This is a genomic window from Afipia felis ATCC 53690, assembly GCF_000314735.2.
In the GTDB taxonomy this organism is placed as follows: domain Bacteria; phylum Pseudomonadota; class Alphaproteobacteria; order Rhizobiales; family Xanthobacteraceae; genus Afipia; species Afipia felis.
On the sequence record NZ_KB375270.1, the window covers coordinates 942,101 to 959,369 of the forward strand.

General features: G+C 59.7%; 18 protein-coding genes. 5 read left to right on the top strand and 13 right to left on the bottom strand.

Translation table 11 applies throughout. The annotated features are described in order from the left end of the window. Positions 1-83: 83 nt before the first annotated feature. The 7 genes from HMPREF9697_RS04550 to HMPREF9697_RS04570 form a co-directional block, all read right to left on the bottom strand. Complete coding sequence (locus tag HMPREF9697_RS04550; RefSeq protein WP_002715984.1) at positions 84-389, bottom strand: copper-binding protein; 306 nt, start codon at positions 387-389, stop codon at positions 84-86. Positions 390-604: 215 nt separating this feature from the next. Continuing rightward, positions 605-1,087 carry a cupredoxin domain-containing protein gene (locus HMPREF9697_RS04555; RefSeq protein WP_002715985.1) on the bottom strand — a complete coding sequence of 161 codons (483 nt, stop codon included), beginning with the start codon at positions 1,085-1,087 and terminating at the stop codon, positions 605-607. 47 nt (positions 1,088-1,134) lie between these two features. Next, on the bottom strand, positions 1,135-2,496 hold the full coding sequence (locus tag HMPREF9697_RS04560; RefSeq protein ID WP_002715986.1) for a multicopper oxidase family protein: 1,362 nt from the start codon (positions 2,494-2,496) through the stop codon (positions 1,135-1,137). An 11-nt stretch (positions 2,497-2,507) separates the two neighbouring features. Next, complete coding sequence (locus tag HMPREF9697_RS04565; RefSeq protein WP_002715987.1) at positions 2,508-3,965, bottom strand: TolC family protein; 1,458 nt, start codon at positions 3,963-3,965, stop codon at positions 2,508-2,510. 9 nt (positions 3,966-3,974) lie between these two features. Continuing rightward, positions 3,975-4,274, bottom strand: a complete 300-nt coding sequence (locus HMPREF9697_RS20315; protein WP_002715988.1) for a hypothetical protein — start codon at positions 4,272-4,274, stop codon at positions 3,975-3,977. A 79-nt stretch (positions 4,275-4,353) separates the two neighbouring features. After that, positions 4,354-4,848, bottom strand: a complete 495-nt coding sequence (locus HMPREF9697_RS20320; RefSeq protein WP_002715989.1) for a hypothetical protein — start codon at positions 4,846-4,848, stop codon at positions 4,354-4,356. Positions 4,849-4,932: 84 nt separating this feature from the next. Continuing rightward, entirely contained in the window at positions 4,933-5,208 is a 276-nt protein-coding gene (locus HMPREF9697_RS04570; protein WP_002715990.1) for a metal-sensitive transcriptional regulator, read from the bottom strand. Between the two features lie 53 nt (positions 5,209-5,261). Here HMPREF9697_RS04570 and HMPREF9697_RS04575 point away from each other — a divergent pair, with 53 nt between their 5' ends. From HMPREF9697_RS04575 to HMPREF9697_RS04590, 4 genes are all read left to right on the top strand, one after another. After that, complete coding sequence (locus tag HMPREF9697_RS04575) at positions 5,262-7,709, top strand: heavy metal translocating P-type ATPase (RefSeq protein ID WP_002715991.1); 2,448 nt, start codon at positions 5,262-5,264, stop codon at positions 7,707-7,709. Positions 7,710-7,751: 42 nt separating this feature from the next. Then, a complete protein-coding gene (locus tag HMPREF9697_RS04580) occupies positions 7,752-8,633 on the top strand; it encodes a formate/nitrite transporter family protein (RefSeq protein WP_002715992.1) in 882 nt (293 codons plus the stop codon). A 140-nt stretch (positions 8,634-8,773) separates the two neighbouring features. Then, positions 8,774-10,189 (top strand): dihydrolipoyl dehydrogenase family protein, encoded by a 1,416-nt coding sequence (locus HMPREF9697_RS04585; RefSeq protein WP_002715993.1) that lies wholly within the window; start codon positions 8,774-8,776, stop codon positions 10,187-10,189. 132 nt (positions 10,190-10,321) lie between these two features. After that, positions 10,322-10,900: a hypothetical protein gene (locus tag HMPREF9697_RS04590; RefSeq protein ID WP_002715994.1), complete on the top strand. Its 579-nt coding sequence runs from the start codon at positions 10,322-10,324 to the stop codon at positions 10,898-10,900. Positions 10,901-11,003: 103 nt separating this feature from the next. Here the strand turns inward: HMPREF9697_RS04590 and HMPREF9697_RS04595 are convergent, their stop codons facing one another. The 3 genes from HMPREF9697_RS04595 to HMPREF9697_RS04605 form a co-directional block, all read right to left on the bottom strand. Beyond that, positions 11,004-11,237 (bottom strand): helix-turn-helix domain-containing protein, encoded by a 234-nt coding sequence (locus tag HMPREF9697_RS04595; RefSeq protein ID WP_002715995.1) that lies wholly within the window; start codon positions 11,235-11,237, stop codon positions 11,004-11,006. Positions 11,238-11,449: 212 nt separating this feature from the next. After that, positions 11,450-12,364 (bottom strand): ArdC family protein, encoded by a 915-nt coding sequence (locus HMPREF9697_RS04600; protein WP_002715996.1) that lies wholly within the window; start codon positions 12,362-12,364, stop codon positions 11,450-11,452. Positions 12,365-12,431: 67 nt separating this feature from the next. Then, complete coding sequence (locus HMPREF9697_RS04605) at positions 12,432-12,737, bottom strand: DUF736 domain-containing protein (RefSeq protein WP_002715997.1); 306 nt, start codon at positions 12,735-12,737, stop codon at positions 12,432-12,434. A gap of 154 nt (positions 12,738-12,891) precedes the next feature. Here HMPREF9697_RS04605 and HMPREF9697_RS20810 point away from each other — a divergent pair, with 154 nt between their 5' ends. Further along, the gene (locus HMPREF9697_RS20810) at positions 12,892-13,245 is read left to right on the top strand and encodes a hypothetical protein (RefSeq protein ID WP_147293876.1); all 354 of its coding nucleotides are present in this window, start codon (positions 12,892-12,894) and stop codon (positions 13,243-13,245) included. Between the two features lie 494 nt (positions 13,246-13,739). On the opposite strand, the gene HMPREF9697_RS04610 is transcribed toward HMPREF9697_RS20810, so the two are convergent. The 3 genes from HMPREF9697_RS04610 to HMPREF9697_RS04620 form a co-directional block, all read right to left on the bottom strand. After that, entirely contained in the window at positions 13,740-14,240 is a 501-nt protein-coding gene (locus tag HMPREF9697_RS04610; RefSeq protein ID WP_147293877.1) for a hypothetical protein, read from the bottom strand. Between the two features lie 17 nt (positions 14,241-14,257). Further along, positions 14,258-14,737 (bottom strand): hypothetical protein, encoded by a 480-nt coding sequence (locus tag HMPREF9697_RS04615; protein ID WP_002715999.1) that lies wholly within the window; start codon positions 14,735-14,737, stop codon positions 14,258-14,260. Positions 14,738-14,903: 166 nt separating this feature from the next. Beyond that, a complete protein-coding gene (locus HMPREF9697_RS04620; RefSeq protein WP_002716001.1) occupies positions 14,904-16,913 on the bottom strand; it encodes a ParB/RepB/Spo0J family partition protein in 2,010 nt (669 codons plus the stop codon). Positions 16,914-17,269: the final 356 nt, after the last annotated feature.

Sequence of the window (17,269 nt, forward strand, 5' to 3'; positions counted from 1 at the left end):
AAACGATCCCGCCATCGTAACTCCTGCTCAACCGCGCCCGACGCCGCCGATCCCGAGGTCGGCGACGTCGAACTGCCGCGGTTTTATTTCTGCTTCTCGATCTTGGTGACGGTGATGCCAGCCGCCGCCCGTTCGGCTTGGAATTGCACTTTGTCGCCGACCTTGACCTGTTTCAGCATCGCTGGGTCCTGGACGCGGAACACCATTGTCATGCCGTCCTCGTCCATATCGAGGTTCTTGATCGGGCCGTGCTTCATGGTGATCTTGCCCGCGGACTCGTCGATCTTTTTGACTTCACCCTTCACCATGTCCGCCTGCGCCATTGCTGCGGTGAACGACAAGGCGAAAGCGATCGCGGCAATTCCCGATATGATGTTGCGTGTTTTCATTTTTTACTCCTCTTCAGTTACTGCACCTTCCCTTGGAAGGCCTTCTTTCACGCTGCCCGCGCTGTACCCTGTTGCGCGCGTCGCGGAGGATGAACAGTTCTCCGACGACCACGCTCTCGGTCACGTTTAGGCAGCAGTGAGCTTTCGGATGGCTCGATCGTTTGTCCTGTTATCCGGAGTCGGAATTTTTCTTTCCTGCATGGCAATCAAGCGGGTTACTTGACGACAACAGTGCCGATCATTCCTGCCTCGCGGTGACCTGGAATCAGGCATGAGTATTCAAACGTGCCACTCTTCGTGAATTTCCAGACGATCTCTCCGGTCTTCTTCGGCGCCAGGCGGATGCCGTTCGGATCATCGTGCTCCATGTCCGGATTCTTCTTCATGGCCTCCGCGTGCTTCAGGTTTTCCGCAGTGGTAGCGAGAATGAACTCGTGCTCCAGCTCGCCATTGTTGCGAAGCATAAACTTGACCTGTTCGCCCTTCTTCACTTCGATCTTGGCTGGGATGAACGTCATCTTGCCGTCGGGTTCACCCATCGTGACCTGAATGATCCGTGCGGGCTTCGTCGTATCTCCGGGTTCACCGGCGGAGTAGGTTTCGTCGTGATGTCCCGCGGGCCCTGGTCCAGCCCATGCCGATGCCGAGAGAAGCATGGTGGCGCACAATACGACGCCGGTTCGATGAAGTGCTTTCATGTCAATCTCCTTTGTTGGTCGCGATTTGTGCTTCGTGCAGTGGCGGTTCACATCCCCTTCATCTTCATGCCTTTCATCTTTGCAGCGCCCGCAGCATCTTTGTCGTTCTGCGGTCGGACCGGCTCCGCAGCCGGAGCATCGACTTCATATGCGACGGTGCCGGGCGGATTCTTGTAGGGGCCGGGATCGCTGTAATCGTCGCGGGCCATGCCTTCGCGGATCTTCATCACCGTAAACATTCCGCCCATCTCGATCGGTCCGAATTGCCCGGAGCCCGTCATCATCGGCAGTGTGTTGTCGGGTGCGGGCATTTCCATCTCGCCCATCGCCATCCCGGTCGAGCCCATCACCATGGCGTCAGGTGCCAGCTTGCCGACCGCCTTGGCCAAATCCTTCTTCGAGACGCCAATCATGTTGCGCATATCGTGTCCCATGGCGTTCATGGTGTGATGCGACTTGTGGCAGTGAAACGCCCAGTCGCCGGGATTGTCGGCGACGACGTCGAACGCGCGAACCGCGCCGACAGGTACGTCGGTCGTCGTCTCCGGCCATTGCGCGCTTTCGGGAACCCAGCCGCCGTCGGTGCAGCTGACGGCAAAGTGGTGTCCGTGGAGATGGATGGGGTGGTTGGTCATCGTGAGATTGCCGATCCGGACACGAACCTTGTCGCCGAGACGGACTGGCAACGGATCGATCCCAGGAAACACGCGGCTATTCCAGGTCCACATGTTGAAATTGGTCATCTCGTTGACCTTCGGCAGATAAGTGCCGGGGTCGATGTCGTAGGTGCTCATGATGAAGACGAAGTCGCGATCGACCGGGCGGAAGGACGGGTCGCGCGGGTGCACGACGAACATCCCCATCATGCCCATCGCCATCTGCACCATTTCGTCGGAGTGCGGGTGATACATGAATGTCCCGCTCTTCTTCAGCTCGAATTCGTAGACGAAGGTTTTGCCCGGTTTGATGTGCGGCTGGGTCAATCCGCCAACGCCATCCATGCCACTCGGCAAAATCATGCCGTGCCAATGGACTGTCGTATGTTCGGGTAGTTTGTTGGTGACGAAGATGCGGACCTTGTCGCCTTCAACCGCTTCGATCGTCGGCCCCGGCGCCTGGCCGTTGTAGCCCCAAAGATACGCCTTCATGCCGTCGGCGAACTCCCGCACCACGGGCTCTGCGACAAGATGGAATTCCTTCCAGTCGCCATTCATCCGCCAAGGCAACGACCAACCGTTGAGGGTGACAACCGGGCGATAGTCCGGACCGCTGGTTGGGTGCAGCGGCGGCTGCATCGTCACCTTGTCCATGTTCGGCGCTTCCGGAATGTTTGCCGCCTGCACGCGGCCACTGACGGCGCTCGCGCTAACCAACGCAGCTGTTCCCAAAAATCCTCTTCGCGATAGCATGTTGATCTCCATCAATGGCTGCCGCCGCCAGCTTGGGCGGTCGTCGTCGAACGGGATTCCGTTGGTGTTTCTCCAGAGCCGCCGCCGTTGACGGCGGTCTGAAGGTCGGACTGTGCGAACCAGAAAGCCCGCTTGGCTTCGATGGCCGCACGTAACGAGGCAATGCGTTGACGCGCTTCCGTCAGCAGCGCGAAAACGTCGACCTGCATACTTGAGAAACGCAGTTGCATCTCTTCCGTGATGATCTTGCGCAGCGGCAGGACCTCGCGCTGATACTGGCTGGCAATTTCAAAGGACGAGCGATAAGTGCGGTACGCATCGCGCGCTTCCGACCGAACATTGACGGCCTTCTCGGTCAGACGGTTGAAAGCCCGGTTGTAGGTCTCCGTGGCCTGCCGGACTCTCACCTCGCCGCCATCGAAGATCGGAATCTGGAACTGGATGTCAAATCCACGCTCACGGAACGGTGCACCTTCCGGATCGCGCGTCTTCCGATCGATACCAGCTATATCCAGCATCGTGACGAATCGGCTGGCTTCGGTGAGGTTCAGGGATTTTGCAAGCGCGCCGAGTTCGATACGGGCGATCTGCAGATCGATCCGGTGTTCAACGGCGTCCACTTCGATGCGCGGTAAGGTCCGCGGGCGCGGCGGCAAAGCCGGTAGGTGGCTCGGCAGTTTGAAATTCAGATCTCCGTCCCACAGGCCCAACAGTCGCGCCAGAACTTCGCGCGAACTGGTTGCCTCCTGACGCAGCGTCGCAAGGTCCGCCGTGGTTTCCGCATAGAAGACCTGCTCGCGTGCCTGATCGAGCTTGTTGAGAGAGCCAGTCTCGCCAAGCTTTTTCGACAGTTGCGCGGTGGCTTCGGCGGTGCTCTTAGCGTCGCTGAGAAGGCCGACCAGTTCGTTTGCGGCAACCGCGCGGTAGTAAGCACGTCTGACATCGGCAGCAAGGCGCAGTGTTTCCAATGCGGCGCGAAGCTGTGCCTGATGGAAACGCTGTTTTGCGATTTCGGATCGGAACGGTAGCGTCGCAAGTGCGAGGATGTCTCCCACGACTTGGCGCTCGATCTCGGTCGCGCCATTGCCCGAAATGCGCGAGACTGAGAACGTCGGATTGGGCGGCAGGCTTTCCTGGACACGATCGGCTTCCGCCAATGCCAATTCATTGTATGCGGCCTGCAAGCCGCGATTGTTGAGCAGCGCGACCTGAACGGCGGTATCAACATTGAGCGTCCGGCGTAGCAAATGCTTGACTCTGTCGCTGGTCTGCTGCGCCTCATCCACCGAGCGGATCGCGATCACATCCTTCTTGATCGTATGATCGGCGACATCGACAACGACGCCCATTCCCCGATCCGGCGAGAAGGTCGCACAACCAGAAAGAAGGAGGGAAACGGCGAGTGCCAACACCGACCGATTGCTTCGGAGGAGGCTCTGATGCGGCAGCACGCCACGGATAATTTTCATGACGCGCTCCTAGTGCTCGTGCCCGGATTTCGGTGACGGGGTGACGCGCTGGTTCTGCTCCGCCCAGCCGGTAGGCGTGGTCGGGCGGAGGCTTGTATAAGGAGCGATGGTCGATCGGTAGCCGACGCCCGCGACTTTTGCCCCAGCATCAGCAGGATCTGCGCCGACGAGCGGCCCAGTCGGTACCGTGCAGCCGCCCAGTGTCATGGCCGCCAAAGCCACGCCTGCGAATGCTCTAAGTGTTCTTCCGAATATTTTGCGCACCACCGAACCAACGGCGGCGACGATCGCCCCAATTTGCGCTGACATAGATGTTTCCTGAACTGACGATGGACCACAGGTGCGCGTACCCCGAACGGGTACGGCGCCGCGTCACGCTGCTGTCAGGTCAGGAATTGGGGGGACGATAAAGCTGTGGGGGCGAATTGTCCGCAAGCTTCCGATGGTTGTCTGAAGCCTGGATGGCCTTCGGCACTGACGGATGTGCCACGGCGAGGAGTGTCGGCGCGGGGAGCGCGGTGACGCAAATTAGGCCACAACACTTTCCATCCGCCGAATGCGGTGCCTTTGTCGAACCGGCATCACTCTTCAATGCGACAAGGCTCGCATTATGATCGGCGGATGAACCCGCGTGGGTCTCGATGCCGGAATGAGGATGAGCATTCCCGCCTTTATGGACGTGAATCGCGCCTTCACTATGCACATGATCGTTGTGCACGTGAACCATGCCCGGCACATGATCCTCGTCGGTCAGACAGTAAGGCGTTGCCTGACTGCCTGGTAAGGCGAAGGACAACGTCGGTGCCAGCGCGCAAAACAGATAAGCCAGGGCGACAAACCACCCTGCTTTCCGCCGTTGCGTCCTGGTAAGTCCGAGCAGCATTAACGCTTAGTACCCTCGATTTGCCGTATCCGAATTTGCAACCATAGTCGCTAAACCTTGTACCGCCAAGATGGAACCTAGAGCTTATCGTTCCGCCCTACCGACCACCGCCATCAACTCCGCAATCTTGCGGCGCTGATCTGCTTTGTCGCCACTCGCGATCGCATGCTCGACGCAATGGGCGACATGATCCTTCAACACCTCTTCCTCAACACGGCGCAGAGCGGCACGAACGGCGGATATCTGCGTTACGATATCGATGCAGTACCGGTTTTCATCCACCATCTTGGCGAGGCCGCGCACCTGCCCTTCAATTCGGCTGAGGCGTTTCTGGCACGAAGTCTTGATGTCTTTGCGCATTCGTCCTATATACCCCCATAGGGTATGAGTTGCAAGTCCCACAGGAGACTTAGATGTCCAATCCGGAAAAGGCTAATTCCAAGGGCGAATGCGGCTGCTCCTCGAAGGCAAGCGCGGCCCCGGGCCCCGACGAAACCAAAGCAGCTTGCTGCGGTGGCGGCCATGATCACGACGCTCATGAGCATCACCACCATCCCGTTTCGGGAGACGGAAAGGTCATGGATCCAGTTTGCGGGATGACCGTCGATCCGACGACGAGCAAGCACCGATTCGATTACCAAGGTCACATTTACCATTTCTGTTCGGCCGGCTGTCGCACGAAGTTCGCCGCCGCCCCCGAAACGTATCTCGATAAGTCCAAGGCCGCACCGAAAGAGCCTGTTCCGGAAGGCACGGTCTACACGTGCCCGATGCATCCCGAGATCCGGCAGATCGGACCCGGCAGCTGCCCGATCTGCGGCATGGCTCTGGAGCCCGAAGTGGCAACTCTGGACGCCGCACCGAATCCCGAGTTAGCGGACATGACCCGGCGGTTCTGGATAGGCTTGGTGTTCGCCCTGCCTGCAGTCATCCTTGAGATGGGCGGGCATTTGGTCGGCGGCCACGGCTGGGTCGACCAAACATTGTCAAACTGGATACAACTCGTCTCGGCGACACCGGTCGTGATCTGGGCGGGTTGGCCGTTCTTCGTGCGCGGCTGGCAGTCACTGCTGACCCGCAACCTCAACATGTTCACCCTGATCGCGATGGGGACTGGGGTCGCTTACGTCTACAGCGTCGTCGCCACGGTCGCCCCGCAGATTTTTCCACTCGCGTTTCGCGGACACGATGGTGCCGTTGCCGTCTATTTCGAAGCGGCGGCAGTGATCACCGTTCTGGTGTTGCTGGGCCAGGTGCTCGAATTGCGTGCCCGCGAGGCAACGTCGGGCGCGATCAAGGCTCTGCTCGACCTCGCCCCGAAGACGGCGCGCCTCGTTGCGGAGGACGGCACCGATCATGAAGTCCCGCTCGACGGCCTGAACGTCGGCGATCGGCTGCGTGTCCGTCCCGGTGAAAAGGTACCGGTCGACGGCATTATTCTTGAGGGGCGCTCATCGCTCGATGAATCCCTGGTGACCGGAGAATCCATGCCCGTCACCAAAGAGACCGACGCTAAGGTCATCGCAGGCACCCTGAATCAATCTGGAAGCTTCGTGATGCGGGCCGAGAAGGTCGGGCGCGATACTATGTTGTCCCAGATCGTGCAGATGGTGGCGCAGGCGCAGCGCTCGCGCGCGCCGATTCAGCGGCTGGCTGATCAAGTTGCCGGATGGTTCGTTCCAACAGTCATCGTCGCAGCGCTTGTCGCCTTCGCCGCCTGGTGGATTTTCGGGCCTGAACCCCGCCTGGCGTTCGGTCTCGTCGCGGCTGTCAGCGTTCTGATCATCGCCTGTCCGTGCGCCCTCGGGCTGGCGACCCCGATGTCGATCATGGTTGGCGTCGGGCGTGGCGCCCATGCTGGCGTGTTGATCAAGAACGCCGAAGCGCTGGAGCGTCTCGAGAAGGTTGACACCCTGGTGGTCGATAAAACGGGCACGCTCACCGAAGGCAAGCCAAAGGTCGTCTCCATCGTTTCCGCCGCGGGATTTCAAGAAGATGAACTCCTGCGATTGGCGGCCAGTGTCGAACGTTCCAGCGAGCATCCGCTGGCCGATGCCGTTGTACGGGCAGCGAAAGAGCGGAATCTGACATTGATCAATGTGGAGGAATTCGACTCGCCGACAGGCAAAGGCGTCACCGGCAGGGTGGATGGCAAATCTGTCTTGCTGGGCAATGCGGCCTATTTGAAATCGTTAGGTATCGAGACACAAACGTTGGAGCCACAAGCCGAAATCCTGCGCGGTGAAGGTGCAACCGTGATCAATATCGCACTCGATGGACAGTTGGCGGGCCTCTTTGCAATCGCCGATCCAGTGAAGCAATCGACGCCCGATGCCTTGAAGGCGCTGGCGGCTGAAGGCATCAAGGTTATTATGCTGACCGGCGACAATAGAACGACGGCAAATGCGGTCGCAAAACGACTCGGCATCCCCGATGTGGAGGCAGAAGTGCTGCCGGATCAGAAGAGTACAGTCGTTAGCAATCTGCAGAAGTCGGGTCGCATTGTCGCAATGGCCGGCGATGGTGTAAATGATGCCCCTGCCCTTGCTGCAGCCGAAGTCGGCATCGCGATGGGCACCGGCACCGACGTCGCGATGGAAAGCGCGGGAGTAACCCTTCTTAAGGGCGACTTGATGGGAATCGTTCGCGCTCGCCGTCTCTCCGAAGCGACGATGAGCAACATCCGGCAGAATCTGTTCTTCGCGTTCATCTACAACGCTGCCGGAATTCCGATCGCAGCCGGCGTCCTCTATCCGACGTTCGGATTGCTGCTGTCCCCCATTATTGCCGCGGCGGCGATGGCGCTATCTTCAGTCAGCGTCGTGGGCAACGCGCTCCGATTGAAGACTGTGAAATTGTGAGTTCTCGGACAAGTCTTCGACGCAGGACCATGGAGACAGTCGATGGGCGCGGAACAATCTACATCCGACCGGGCGACCAACGTGCCGCCGGCCCAGTATCTTGATGCAAGGCACGCCATCGAGGCGATGGCGATGTCTAGCGGACGGCGGATGCTGGATGCACCATTCACTCATGTCTGCGTAATGGCGGCATATGCTGGCGCACTGATCGCCCTGGGAGCGCTGTTCTCGGTGCTTCTCTCCGCAGGGGTGGAGACGCAAGGCCCGCGGCGACTGCTTGAGGGCCTCGGGTTTAGCGCCGGATTCTTTTTCGTGATTCAGTCGCAAGCTGCACTGTTCACGGAAATCAACGTCGTCATGCCCGTGACCTTACTTCACTATTCCAAGGGAGCCCTCCTGGCGAAAGCGGGACGATTCTGGGTATTGGCATTTGTCGCCAATCTGGTCGGCGCGCTGGCAATTGGTTATCTCGTGCCGACAGTGCAGTCCTACCCGCCCGAAATGGCTTCGCGGCTGGCGGAAATTGTCTCGACCAAAATGGCGTATCGCGAAATCGGCGGTATCAATGGATGGATTCAGGCCGTCCTATCCGGGATGCTCGCAAACTGGCTCGTGGGCTTAGCAGCCTTCTTCGCCACCATGGGGCGTACGATCATCGACAAGTTCGTCCCCGTGTTCCTCGCTGTGTCGCTATTCGTCGCTGCGGGATTTCAACACAGCCCGGCAAACATGGCGTATTTTTCGCTCGCTGCCGGGGCGGGAATGGGCCCCGGATGGATCGCGGCATTAGGTTGGAGCATCCTTCCTGCCGCCCTCGGAAATCTCCTCGGCGGAATTGTACTCGTCACCGTGCCGTTATGGATATCCTTCGGCTCCAAGCACAGCTCCATGATCGAAGACGATACATCTGGCGCGGGCCCTTGAGCCGCTGAATTCTCCTTGGCTCGTTGGACTGGGATATCCCGTGTCGGCAGCCAACCCACCGTCAGTCGTACGATGACAACGACTCAGGGCTCCACGTCGGGATCAGCAGTGGTGAAAGTGCCCTAAATCAGGAGGTCGCGATGCCCGAACCAGAACGATACGACGTAGTTGTCATCGGTAGTGGCGAGGGCGGCAAGTACCTCGCATGGCACTTGGCCCAGGCTGGCAAGCGGACGGCGGTGGTCGAACGTCGCTGGATCGGTGGCTCCTGCCCCAACATCAATTGTCTCCCCAGCAAGAACGAAATCTGGAGTGCCGACGTCGCCAAAATCGCCGCCAGCGCAGGAGAGTTCGGCGTCAGAACCGGTCCAATATCGGTCGATATGGCGAAGGTCCTGCAGCGCAAGCGAGCCATGGTCGACGGCCTCGTTGCTTTTCACCTGGAGCGGTATGAAGCAAGCGGCGCTGAGCTCATCATGGGGAGCGCGCGTATCGTTGCACCGAAGACCGTCGAAATTTCTCTAAACGATGGCGGGACGCGGCGGCTTATCGCCGACAAGCTTTTCCTCAACCTCGGAACGCACGCCAGCATTCCAGGAGTGCCTGGCTTGGCCGAGTCTCAACCGCTCACGAACATCGAGGCCCTCGATCTCGACCGAATTCCGGATCGTCTCATCGTTCTCGGCGGCGGATACGTCGGACTCGAGCTCGCGCAGGCATACCGCCGCTTCGGCAGCCGCGTCACTATTGTTGAGCATGGTCCAAGACTGGCGGGCCGCGAAGACCCGGAGGTCTCCGAGGAAATCCGGGGCATCCTGGAGGCGGAAGGAATAGAGGTGCTGCTGTCCACTAAGGTCGAGCAGGTAGAAGGGCAGTCCGGCGAACACGTGCGCGCTCGGGTAGTCGCTTCTGATAGCCAAAGGACTCTCGATGCTTCCGACATCCTGATCGCAGCCGGCCGAACACCCAACACGCGGGGAATCGGTCTTGAAGAGACTGGCATTAAACTGACCGATCGGGGTTACATCCGTGTCAATGAACGCCTTGAGACCACAGCGCCCGATACGTGGGCGATTGGCGAATGCGCCGGGAGTCCGCAGTTCACCCACGTCTCCCTCGACGACTTCCGCGTCATCCGAGATAACTTGGGCGGCGAAAACCGGACGACCGAGGGCAGGCTCGTGCCCTACTGCATGTTCATCGACCCGCCCCTCGCCCGAATAGGGATGAGCGAGCGCGAAGCGCGCGACAATGACGTAAAAGTGCGCGTGGCGAAACTACCAATGCGGGCAGTATTGCGAACCAGGACGACGTCGGAAACGATCGGGTTCATGAAGGCTCTTGTCGATGATGATGACCGCATCGTCGGCTTCGCCATGATCGGCGCGGACGCCGGCGAAGTGATGGCAGCCGTCCAGATCGCGATGATAGCAGACCTTCCCTACACGAGCCTCCGAGACGCCATTCTCACGCATCCGACAATGGCAGAGGGCTTGAACGCATTGTTCGGCAACGTCCCGGACAGATTAATCCAACGAGGCGCAGTGGTCGTTTAAACCTCAAATTCCGAGTCGTGCAGCGCAGATGCATAGGTGTGAAGCCTTCAATCTTCTGCTCTCTTCTGCATTTCTATTCAACAATGGTGCATTATTCTGCAGGGATTTGCAGAAGTCGAAGTGTGTCCCTATATGAAGGACAATGTCACAGGGGTTGTCTGGGTGCTGACAAACAAGCAGATCGAAGCTGGTGCCAAGGCGATTGCCGAGGACATGATGCTGCCCGGCGGCGGTCGAAAGAAGCTGGCGCGGGTTGTTAACGACCATCTTGACTGGTTCGATGCGGTGGAAGCCCGCGGTTTGACGTGGGGCGACATGTCGCGGCTGCTGCTTGCCGCTGGCGCCCACGGCAGTGACGGCCGCGCAATTCCGATCGGGACACTGTCGTCAACCGTATGGCGCAAGCGGTCAGATGCCACGTCGCCGGCCTCCCGGGCGTCCACCAAAACTCACGCAACCGGTTGGGCCTCCCCTCGGATCGGCCAAGCAGAGCGTACCCGCGTCATTCCGAACAAACCGCCGAGCCGCGCCGGCGACCAGAATTCTGTGGCACGAACCAAAAGCAAGTACGCCTCAAAGGCGAAGCAGCCAGCCATTCAACCAACAAAACCGGCATCTCGGACTGCGCCGAGCAATACGACAACCTCGAAAGCTCAGACGCTTGCCTTCATGAAACGAGCCGCATCGATCAGGCGTGGCCGGTCCGATTGAAAACGGTCACTCCGTCGAAGTTCGCCAAATTTAATTTCCGGTAGTCCAGCTGGTGCACGGCGGGGGGCACACATAGCCGGCAATACTGTCAAGGCAGTGTTGTTTAGCGCGCCGTCCGATCAAAGAGGACGGCCAGGTCGACCCCAAGCGCGGATGCCAGGCGGTCCAGCGATTCCAGCGTGGGATTTGCGGTCCCGACCTCGATCGCGCTGATGAGCGCCTGCCGCAAATCCGCCTCGGCCGCGACGTCATCCTGCGATAGCGCCCGTTCGAGCCTCAGCCGCCGCAGATTGCGGGCCAGAATCCGTTTGGCTGATAGAACTTCTCGCTTCGCCATTCATCAGGATGAACCATCCTGATGACAATTTCGCCACACGCTATAGCGTATAATAAACGTTTTGACGTATAGGCGAATGACCGGTTCGGGTTCAAATGGTTTCCGATTGCAAGACATCAGCGCGCTGCTCCATAGCCTATGCGGCCCGAGTCCTCGTCGATCCGTCACGGACGATGGTGAGATCGGGGGTAGATTTGGCGCGTTGACGTGGCTCACCGGAGACCGGTGAGCCAATCGACTGCCTTTTGCGCGAGGGCTGCGGCGGCAAAGATCGCGCGCTTATCTGATTTGAGCACGGTCAGCCAACTGCCAAGGTAGGCCGCGTGGTCGGATCGCGGTTCGAGCGTGATGGAGAGGTCGGCACAGAGAAATGCGGCACCTATCTCGGCGACGAGTTCTTCGCGCGCATATGCGTGGTCGCCAAAGCGCTTGCCAAGATCGCGGTCACAGCGATGCGGTGGCGAGGTCCAGTGGATCAGTTCATGCAGCACCGTCGCGTAATAGCCTTCGGCGGCGCTCGCCGTCGACGTATCGATGAATTGCGCATAGGGCGGCATTTCGATGCGGTCGGCGGACGGAATATAGCAGGCGCGGTTGCCCCTGTGCACGATGGTCGCCCCGGTCGCGGCGATGAAGGCGTCGGCGAGCTCGATCCGAGTGGACACGGATTCTTTGATCGGGGACGGCTGAGCCGGTGTCGGCGCCGGCAGGCCATCGATCTGATCGGTGTTGAAGACAGTGTAGGCACGCAGCATGGGAATGCGCGTCACCGTCGCGTCGCCGGTCACAGCATCATCTTCGGCCCGTTCGATGGTCTTGGCATAGACCACGGTTGCGCCATGCTCGCCTTTGCGAACCTGCGCTCCGAGGGCTTGGGCCTGGCGGTAGGTCATCCATGTCGAGGACGAGTAGCCGTGCTCTATCGCCTCGGACCAGAGAATGAGAACATTGATGCCGCGATAGGGTGTGCCATCGCGGCGAAGCGGTCGGATTGAATCCGAGTCTTTGGACGTTGTGGTCCAGGGTTTGATCCACGAGCGGGTGCCCTGCTCCAGATCACGGATGATGGTGTCGGTGACCCGCTGATAAATGTCGGCGCGCGGGTTCGCACTGAGATGCTTGCTCATCGGTGATGTCTTTCGATGTGAGGTGATGAGGACCGGCGCGGCCGGAAGCGACCGCGCCGGGTGCGGCTCAGTCGGCGCTGCGGCGCGACCAGATCAACTGGTGGCTCGCGTCTTCACCCTCGATCAGGTTGGCAAAGATCGGAGCGGCGAAGCTAGGATCATCAAGACGAACCGAGAGATACTCGCGGCCGTTCTGCGCGGTCTTTTTCCAGGCGGCGCCAAACTCGACGGCTCCGGCGAGGATGCGATAGTCGGGAGCCTTGTCGCTTTCCTTCTCGGTCGGGACGAACTTCGCTTTGACATTGAGGCTGAGCGTCTTGACCGCGCCCGCAAAGCCGTTGTCGCTCTTGGTGAATGTTCCGATGGTCGCCATGATCGTCTCTCCGTTTGCTGTCGGGCTCGCCTGATTGCGGCCTCGATGACGGTCCTTGCGCCGGGCGGCGATCGACCTGCACCGGAGGCCGGAGCGAAGCGGAGGACGGCGAACAGGACGGCTTTTTTGTCTTGCGCGAGGAGACACGCGTAGCGTGGCGGGGAAAAAAGCTGGACTCGCCGTTGCAGGGAAACGATCGGGGCCAAAAGGCCCTTTACCGCTCGGCGATACCGTCCATCGTCAGAGGCCCAACATCTGCGTGACCGCATCAGGCAAACGGACGGCTGATCTCGGCTATCGATTTCACGACAACGGATTCTTTGCAGGCCGGTATTCGAAAGTGGAGACTCTCAAGCAACCCGACCGAGCCGCAAGGGATCAAGGTCATGATGACTTTACCTCGCTGACAATGGCGGTGCGCCGCCGTGATGAACCCATGCAAAATGGACGGCCGGGAATTCAACGTCTGGACGAGCTTGACCGCAACGATGCCACCGCGTCGTGGTGACAGCGCACATCACCCGAGCAGGTGACCCGCGGAATCTTGGCTGTCGCAGCGGCCCGCGGTTGTTTCGCCGTGCGGGACCGTCGTTCACTTTGACATGCACCCATCCGCGGCGATCATGAGCGCAACGCGAGATTCAGCCGGGCAGACGATTGCATCTCAGCTATCGCCAGATCGGGCGGTTCTCGGACACTATCGACCACATTGACAGAAAAGCTTTGGCTGCGACCGCAAGCTGACCACGATCGCGGCGGATCGATAGGTACCGTCATCAAACGGTCGGTACCGTTCTAGCCGCAGAGCGGTCCCGCCGGATGGAGAGACTGCGGAGCGTGGATCATACGTCATAGGCATGGCGGCCTTCCGTTGGCGTATTGAGTCACCCGACGGATTCCGCGCGTGGCATTGTTGCGGATCGGCCAATGTTGCCTGACCGGTGTCCACCTGGGTCTTGCTATCACGCCACGGGCGTGAAGGATGAGCGAAAGTGCATTTCGCTACGGCTCCGTAACGCATGGCGCGGTGGCCGCACCGTCCGACATTCTTTGCGCGATCTCGTTCGCTTGCGGCTGCCGCGCATTGACCGATGCCACACGGCAGGCTCCGGACGGGGCAATTTTGAGGATCATCAATTCTTCAAATTCGTGATCGCGACCGTTCGCGTCGGTCACAAGCCGCCAGATGCGGAGGATCGCCGCATGAGGATGCCCTTCCCTGAGCCGCCACTCGAGCTTCTCACCGAATACCCGCCCAGCACCTCGCCATGACACCGCGTGCGATGACGCGCGCTGTGCATTCGGCCGCCAGATAGCAATGCCGGCGATGTTCCCCTCGTCCATATACTCGGCCACGTAACCAACCGGACCGGGGCAGCGCCATTGATTGAACCCTTCGCGCGATCGATCGTCGCAAGACGGTCCGTGGGTGGGAGCATAGACGTATGTCTCCTGCGCAGCTTGCGCGACAAAGACATACGCTCCCAGCACACCGGCGACCAATCCTGCACGCATAGACTTCAAATACGTACTGCCTGCTGCTGTCGCAAACGCTGGATTTCAGCGGGGTTCGATCCGTAGAATCGCTCTTGCCGGTTCACCCGACCCGACAGAATTGTGATCAGATGGCCAAGACCGGGGAAGAGCCAGAACGACCCGAGGAAGCCAATTGGCATCAACAGCAATCCAAGGATGATATGATGCCACATCACCATTATCCGTACATTGGTGCGATCCATCACGGCCATGTTGTCGGATTTGATGCCCCAGAGCTGGCAATGATACCGCCGCCCATATACGAACATTTTGTCGAAGAAAAACTCACCACTCGTTTCCATCGCCAACAACGCGGCTGTGTCGTTGCAAACCGCCACCTTATCGATCTGAACGCGACGACCAGAAGGCTCGGTAATTTCGATATAGGCGTAAACTGTATGAATGTTATCGAACTGGCTCTGACCGAGAGCCGTCACTGTTCCTGCAATATTGAACAAACCCATCATGGCACCTAATAGTTGTTATCAATGGACGATACACGTTAAAACGTGTCACATACGTTAAAGCGTTTGATCAGATTCTCGGCAACGCTGAGTTCTTCGACCGGCAACGCCACCGAATACGGGACCGGATGCCGCATAACGGCCTCCGGTCCCCCATTCCGCCAGTTCATTCCGCCGCGATCATGCCCTCGGCGTCAGCGGTATGCTCAGCATCAGTCACCCCGTTAGTAGACGCGGGAACGATGGCCGGACCCGCAATGATCCGGGGAAGCCACCCGGTTCCGGCGACAAGCTGTTCGGCGGCTTCCGCCATCGGCGCCTTCTTCATGGCCGCAATGCGATCAGCGGCTTCCGGCCCGACCGCCTCACTAACGGCGGCGATGATGTGGTCCTTGGCGACACGGCCAAAGTAGGATCGCGCCGTCGGCAGCCAATGTTGACTCATATCGAGAGCAAGCACTGTCGCAAGCGTATCCGCTGCCGCCAACGCGCGCTGCCTCTTATCCCATGGCACTCTGACCGCGAACACGGTCAGCGCCGCGCAGTGTGCGAGCAGCGCCATGCGACTGTCGTGATCGAGTTCAACAACGAAGCTCCAGAGATCGGAAGGCGATTCTGGTAGTTGCACTGCCCATCGGTCATGGCGATCCGCCAACGCTGTTGCGGCAACGGTATCCTCAATGCCCTCGGCATGGGTCGCAAGTGCGGCACTTGTGGGCCGGATGTCGAGGCATGACACGGCTTGGTGATAAAACGTCTGCGCGACTATGGCATGGATGACCGCAATCAGCGCCACGTCCGGTTGCTCGCCCAGCGCGATGCGCAGACCAAGCGTGCGGTGCGCGGTCAGATCACGCACCAGCAAATCCGACAATGGCTTGCCGGTTGCTGCCTCATCGTCATGTCCGACCGACAGCCCGCCTTCCTCAAGGCCGTCCATTCCTGAGCGGCCATTGACTTCGTCCGCGCCCGTTGCCGAACTGTCGAAGTGCAGATGCTCGTCCTCACGACGGACAAAGCCGCGCTCGATCCGCAGTATCCCGTCATGATTAAGTATCACGAACGCGCCGCAACGATTGACGACATCGGGAGCATAGGCCTCGCGCTTGGCGTCGATCCGTTCGATCTCGGCCTCAAGCTCGCCAAACCGCTCATCAATGTCGTCGGGCAACTCCTCTACACCCTCGAATTGCACCGTGAGAGCGTCGTAGGCCGCCTGCGCCGCCGCATAGGCCGCCGCGTCCTCCAGCGAGAGGTCAATCGGTGACGGATAGAGCCGCCGCAGGCCATGCGAATGCGGATAATCAAGATGAGCTTCCGTCCATCTCCAACCCTCCCGTTCGCAAAGCTCCGCAGCCGCGCCCTCCAGCTTCTCCTTGGCCAGACGGTGGAGCAATGCGGCGTCCTCCAGGTAGCCACCCTGATCCTCCGAGAACAGATCGCGCAGGATGGTCCCTCCCGCCACCTCATAGGCTTCCAGCCCGACGAAGCGCGCACGGCGATCCCGCGCTGGAACATTAGTCTCGGTCAGCAATCGCCGGATCGCATAAGGCTCGCGGTTGTGGAGTAAACGTTCAAAGGCGTCTTCCTGCCGCACATGATCCTCGGTGAGGGCAAAGGCCATCAACTGATCCAAGGTCAGGTCGCCGTCACGATAGACCTGCATCAGCCTTGGCGAGACCGAACCAAGCCGCAACCGCTGGCGCACGACATGCGCGGTGACGCCGAACCGAGCCGCGATTTCTTCCGCGCCATAACCTTTTTCTTCCGCGAGATACTTGAACACCTCGAATTGATCCGCCGGATGCATGTCGCTCCGCGTGACATTTTCATCGAGAGAGATTTCTTTCGGATCGTTCGCGGTGTCGAGAACGCAGCGGATCGGTTCCGACTTCTTGATCTGCTTGCGCTTGGCACGCAACAATTGCGCCAGCCGCCGTCCTTCGCCGACGGTGACGAGATAAAACCCGGTCTCGGCACCGTCAGTATCGAGCTCGGGCTCGACCACAAGATTTTGCAACATCCCCTTGGCGGCGATGCTGCCCGCCAACGCTTCTATAGCGGCTTCGCCATGCGGCGTCTTGCGGGCGTTCTTCGGGGATTTCTTGAGCTTGCTGAGTGGGACGAAAATTTGCATCCCGCTCTCAACAACGGTTTCTGCTTGCTTGGCCGACATGATTGATCTCCTTTTGGCTTCATGGGCGCAGAGCGCACCTCGCGCCTGCGCCCTGCCGTCGGCGAGACCGGGGTAGCAAGGACAAGGGCGGCGGGGCGGAGGGGGATCACCCGGCCTGCACAAGCGATTTGAAGCGTGAGAATTTTCGCAGCGATCCGCGCGGAAGGTCGGGGAAACCGCGCCGGCCGGTCCCGGATCTTCCGGGACTTCACCCTTGCCCGCGCGAGGGCGGAGCCATTAGCTCTTAAACAGAAAAAATGCCGTCTGTGCCGTAGCGAAGCGAAGGTCAGTCGGCAGTTGCGAGACCGGTCAAAAAGGCACCCGCAGGAAGGTCAGCATAGCGCCGCCGGCGTGCC

Coding starts and splice junctions, on each gene's coding strand:
- HMPREF9697_RS04590 (WP_002715994.1), top strand. CDS start 10,322: ATGAAGGACAATGTCACAGGGGTTGTCTGGGTGCTGACAAACAAGCAG.
- HMPREF9697_RS04585 (WP_002715993.1), top strand. CDS start 8,774: ATGCCCGAACCAGAACGATACGACGTAGTTGTCATCGGTAGTGGCGAG.
- HMPREF9697_RS04615 (WP_002715999.1), bottom strand. CDS start 14,737: ATGGGTTTGTTCAATATTGCAGGAACAGTGACGGCTCTCGGTCAGAGC.
- HMPREF9697_RS04605 (WP_002715997.1), bottom strand. CDS start 12,737: ATGGCGACCATCGGAACATTCACCAAGAGCGACAACGGCTTTGCGGGC.
- HMPREF9697_RS04600 (WP_002715996.1), bottom strand. CDS start 12,364: ATGAGCAAGCATCTCAGTGCGAACCCGCGCGCCGACATTTATCAGCGG.
- HMPREF9697_RS04560 (WP_002715986.1), bottom strand. CDS start 2,496: ATGCTATCGCGAAGAGGATTTTTGGGAACAGCTGCGTTGGTTAGCGCG.
- HMPREF9697_RS04550 (WP_002715984.1), bottom strand. CDS start 389: ATGAAAACACGCAACATCATATCGGGAATTGCCGCGATCGCTTTCGCC.
- HMPREF9697_RS20320 (WP_002715989.1), bottom strand. CDS start 4,848: ATGCTGCTCGGACTTACCAGGACGCAACGGCGGAAAGCAGGGTGGTTT.
- HMPREF9697_RS20315 (WP_002715988.1), bottom strand. CDS start 4,274: ATGTCAGCGCAAATTGGGGCGATCGTCGCCGCCGTTGGTTCGGTGGTG.
- HMPREF9697_RS04575 (WP_002715991.1), top strand. CDS start 5,262: ATGTCCAATCCGGAAAAGGCTAATTCCAAGGGCGAATGCGGCTGCTCC.
- HMPREF9697_RS04620 (WP_002716001.1), bottom strand. CDS start 16,913: ATGTCGGCCAAGCAAGCAGAAACCGTTGTTGAGAGCGGGATGCAAATT.
- HMPREF9697_RS04580 (WP_002715992.1), top strand. CDS start 7,752: ATGGGCGCGGAACAATCTACATCCGACCGGGCGACCAACGTGCCGCCG.
- HMPREF9697_RS04565 (WP_002715987.1), bottom strand. CDS start 3,965: ATGAAAATTATCCGTGGCGTGCTGCCGCATCAGAGCCTCCTCCGAAGC.
- HMPREF9697_RS04570 (WP_002715990.1), bottom strand. CDS start 5,208: ATGCGCAAAGACATCAAGACTTCGTGCCAGAAACGCCTCAGCCGAATT.
- HMPREF9697_RS04555 (WP_002715985.1), bottom strand. CDS start 1,087: ATGAAAGCACTTCATCGAACCGGCGTCGTATTGTGCGCCACCATGCTT.
- HMPREF9697_RS04595 (WP_002715995.1), bottom strand. CDS start 11,237: ATGGCGAAGCGAGAAGTTCTATCAGCCAAACGGATTCTGGCCCGCAAT.